Genomic DNA, 3,967 nt, shown 5'->3' on the forward strand with positions numbered 1-3,967 from the left:
CGGCGGATTATGCCGAGCGCGAAGAGGACCATGGCCTGCAATTTCAGTATTACGCACCCGAAATCGGCATAATCCGACTTACGGCATAATGACCCAGCTCATGCAGGGCTGTCCGATGCCAGTTGATCGGCTCGAAATAAGCTTGCGGCGGTGGCACGACCACATGGTCGAGGGCCGGGACATAGAAGGCGCGATCCCCGCCGATGCGGAAGTCGATGCCGGTGGCTTTGATAAGCGCCTCGACCCTCGGCTCGATTAGGCCGGGTGGTGGGGGCGGCATAGCGACGGCGATATCCTCGGGCAACCCCTCGCATTGGGCAGCGTTGAACACGGTGAACCGCTTCAGGAACGGGATCGTCCCCGGTTCCTCGCCGGTTTCTCTCGCGCGCCGCTTCTCGTCCTCGGGCGTGAAGCGGTCGGCATAGACGACGGTGGTGCCACGCTCGCCCTTGCGAACATTGCCGCCAAGGGTGGCCGCCTGGCGATAGGTGAGCCAACCTTGTCCGGGGAAACCGTGCTGAACCACGGCGCCCCAAAGGATCAGGATATTGATGCCGCTATAGGCGCGGCCAGTGCTGGCGTTCTGCGGCAGGCCGAGCGGGGCCTTGGCGGTGGCCTTACCCCATGGCTGGACCCAAGGAAAGCGCCCGGCCTCAAGTTCGGCGATGATCTTGCCGGTGATTTCGTCATAGAGGTTCGTCCGCTCCGAGCCGGAGCGTGGGGTGCGGTCATATCTGGACATCGCGGTTCTCCGCGACGGGCGCCGGAGACCTGCTCTCCAGCCTTCAACCCGTCACGGCAAACCCGGCCCGCACTCTCACTCTAAGGGGCGTTGCGGGGATCTCCCCCGCTCGATGGGGGTGCGCCGGCAACATGGTGCCGGCCAAGGGAAAGGCTTTCCCCCAAATAAACGTTTTTGACTGGCTGGATTATCCTGAGGCTCATGCCTGCGCTAGCATGGCGGCAATGTCGGAGATCGCTCGCAGCAGAACCAGCGGATCATCTCGGGAAGGCATGAAACCATGTCGTTGCCAGAATAGCGCCGCCTCCTCATCGACGGCATTGACCAACAAGGCCCGACCGCCGATCAGGCGCGACGCCAGAACGCAACGCTGAAGAGCATGTTTCATCAAGCCGGTGCCGATCCCCTGCCCCGCCCTATCAGTGTCCGTGGCGAGTTGCCCGAGAAGCAAGCAGGGGACCGGGTTGGGCGGCTGTCCGGTGCGGATTGCGCGCGGCAGGATTGAGGGGACGGCCCCTGTCGGGGCCAGCCCATAATATCCGACGACACGCCCCGCCTCGTGGACGACGACGACAGCCGTGAAGCCCTTTTCCTGATTGGCAAGGGCGCGGGTCTTCAGCCAGTGATCGAGCGTGGGCTTACCGCATGAAAATGCGGAAACGTCATGGGCCGCAGTCAGCGGCTCGGGCGCAGATAAAGCCACGGCTCACCGCTTCGGCTCAAAGCCGGGTTCCCACGGCGCGGGCCGCTTCAGCACTTCCATCATCTCGGGGACGATGGTGGGCGGGCGAGACAGGATCTCCATGAAATCCGCGAAGCCCTCCGGGCTCATGCGGATCAGCCCCTGCTCCATGACGACCTCCTCGGCGGCCCGCACGGCGGCATCCCGCACGAAATCCGTTCGGGAACGGCCGCGCAGGTTTGCCGCGCGGTCAATCATCGCCACATCCGCTTCGGGCAGTCGCATTGAGATGGGATATTCCTTGCGTTCCGCTGTGCTGACCATGAGTCGTCTCCTTTCATGCAAGATAGGGGATTGTATCGCAAAAGGCAATACGATAATATCCTAGTCATGCTCACCGAACTCGCCATAGCGCCAAGGAGCCCCTCGATACCCGCCGCCGGGGCGAAATCCCGTAGGTTATTTCGCTATGCCATGATGCGCATGACTACGCTGGAACGCGCCGGAGTACGCAGCATAGCGCTGGATTCCGCCAAATATTCGACTGCGTTTTCAGTTGCTTATACCGTCATAGGCGCGAATTCTGTCTCGCATGACCTTGCGAGCCCCCGGAAACACAGCAAAGATGTCAGGACGAGAGCGCGAAGCGCTGCTCGAATCCCTGATGATCGACGAGCCGGAACTGACCTTTACGCCAAGGGGCGATCCCGATCCGCGCCTTCTGCGTCTCGTCGAGTTTCTGGCGCGGCAGGCAGCGCGGGAATGCTACGCCGAGGAAGTGAAGATGACGCGTCGACGGGGGAAGCGCACCTCCTGATGCCGAAAGGAGATGTGCAGTGAAAGTCGCGATCTACGCCCGCTATTCGTCGGACAATCAGCGCGAGGCGTCCATCGCCGACCAGTTCCGCATGTGCCGCCTGCGGGCGGAGAAGGAAGGCTGGACGGTGGTCGAGGAATATTCCGATCACGCCATCTCCGGCTCCAGCATGATCCAGCGTCCTGGCATCCAGGCGGTGATCATGGATTCCGTCCGAGGCCGGTTCGACATGATCCTGGCCGAGGCGCTCGACCGGATCAGCCGGGATCAAGAGGACATCGCCGGCATCTACAAGCGCATGCGCTATGCCGACGTGAAGATGTTCACCCTGTCCGAGGGCGAGATCAGCGAGTTGCATGTCGGGCTCAAGGGCACGATGAACGCCTTGTTCCTAAAGGATCTGGCCGACAAGACGCGCCGCGGACAACGCGGCCGCGTCGAAGCCGGCAAGTCGGGCGGCGGCAATTCCTACGGCTATGACGTGGTGAAGAAGTTCGATGCCAATGGTGAGCCCGTCCGTGGCGACCGCACTATCAACGAGGCGCAGGCCGAGGTTGTGCGCCGCATCTTCCGCGACTACGCGGCCGGCAAGTCGGCCAAGACCATCGCCCTCGCCCTGAACAGGGACCGTATCCCCGCGCCGTCCGGTGGCGATTGGGGTTTCAGCACGATCAATGGCAACCCGAAGCGTGGCAACGGCATCCTTAACAACGAGATGTATGTCGGCAAGATCGTCTGGAACCGCCAGCGATTCGTGAAAGACCCCGATACCGGCAAGCGCCAGGCCCGCCCCAACCCCGAATCCGAATGGGTCATCCAGGAAGCGCCGGAGCTGCGCATCCTCGATGACGACCTCTGGAACGCCGTGAAGGCAAGGCAGGGCGAGAACCGGACCGAGCGGGATGAGAGCGGCATCGCCGACGTCCGCAAGATGAACTACCGACGCCGGCCGAAATATCTCTTCTCGGGCCTGACCAAATGCGCCTGCTGCGGCGGCGGTTATTCGGCGATCTCGGCGACCCTGATCGGCTGCTCGACGGCACGGAACAAAGGCACCTGCGATAACCGGACCAACATCCGTCGAGACGAATTGGAGACGCGCGTGCTGAATGCGCTTCGCACCAAACTTGTCGATCCCGAATTGTTCGCTCACTTCTGCGCGGTGTTTACGCAAGAAATGAACCGGCTGCGGATGGAAGGCCGCGCGGGCATCGCTGGGGCCGAGGCTGAGATAGCGAAGATCGAGCGCGAACTGACAAAGCTTCTGACGGCTATCAAGGCCGGTGGCCCGATCGAGGCCATCGTGGGAGACATGAAGCGGCTGGAGGCACAGAAGGCTGAGCTGCGGACGTTCCTGGCCGAGGCGGAAGAACCGCCTCCCCTGCTGCACCCCTCGATGGCGCTGCAATACCGCAAGCGGGTCCAGCAGCTCTATGAAGCCTTGCAAGACGAAGAGGAAGAGAAGCGGATCGAGGCAGCAGACATCCTGCGCTCACTGGTGGACAAGATCGTGCTGACGCCCGTGGACGGCAAGATTGAGATCGACGTCCAAGGCGATCTTGCTGGAATCCTTACGATTTCCGCACAAACGAAAAACCCCGCCGGAGGGCTGGGTGGATCGCAAGTAAAGATGGTTGCGGGGGCAGGATTTGAACCTGCGGCCTTCAGGTTATGAGCCTGACGAGCTACCGGGCTGCTCCACCCCGCGTTATTATGTTGGGTGGTT

General features: G+C 62.1%; 4 protein-coding genes, 1 tRNA gene and 1 pseudogene. 2 read left to right on the forward strand and 4 right to left on the reverse strand.

The genetic code is table 11. The annotated features are described in order from the left end of the window. Window positions 1-88: 88 nt before the first annotated feature. The 3 genes and pseudogenes from FHS81_RS18540 to FHS81_RS18550 all read right to left on the reverse strand — a co-directional run. A pseudogene (locus tag FHS81_RS18540) lies at window positions 89-742 on the reverse strand (ArdC family protein); the annotation flags it as partial. Window positions 743-941: 199 nt separating this feature from the next. Then, complete coding sequence (locus FHS81_RS18545) at window positions 942-1,445, reverse strand: GNAT family N-acetyltransferase (RefSeq protein ID WP_037094412.1); 504 nt, start codon at window positions 1,443-1,445, stop codon at window positions 942-944. Window positions 1,446-1,448: 3 nt separating this feature from the next. Next, a complete protein-coding gene (locus FHS81_RS18550) occupies window positions 1,449-1,748 on the reverse strand; it encodes a type II toxin-antitoxin system TacA family antitoxin (RefSeq protein ID WP_037094414.1) in 300 nt (99 codons plus the stop codon). A gap of 301 nt (window positions 1,749-2,049) precedes the next feature. On the opposite strand from FHS81_RS18550, the gene FHS81_RS18555 reads away from it, so the two are divergent. Both FHS81_RS18555 and FHS81_RS18560 read left to right on the forward strand, forming a co-directional pair. After that, window positions 2,050-2,241, forward strand: a complete 192-nt coding sequence (locus FHS81_RS18555) for a hypothetical protein (protein ID WP_151610619.1) — start codon at window positions 2,050-2,052, stop codon at window positions 2,239-2,241. A 19-nt stretch (window positions 2,242-2,260) separates the two neighbouring features. Further along, complete coding sequence (locus tag FHS81_RS18560) at window positions 2,261-3,916, forward strand: recombinase family protein (protein ID WP_151610620.1); 1,656 nt, start codon at window positions 2,261-2,263, stop codon at window positions 3,914-3,916. Here the strand turns inward: FHS81_RS18560 and FHS81_RS18565 are convergent. Next, window positions 3,873-3,949 (reverse strand) — tRNA-Met (locus FHS81_RS18565). The genes FHS81_RS18560 and FHS81_RS18565 overlap by 44 nt on opposite strands. Between the last annotated feature and the right edge of the window lie 18 nt (window positions 3,950-3,967).

It is taken from the genome of Pseudochelatococcus contaminans, from assembly GCF_014195635.1.
GTDB lineage: Bacteria > Pseudomonadota > Alphaproteobacteria > Rhizobiales > Beijerinckiaceae > Pseudochelatococcus > Pseudochelatococcus contaminans.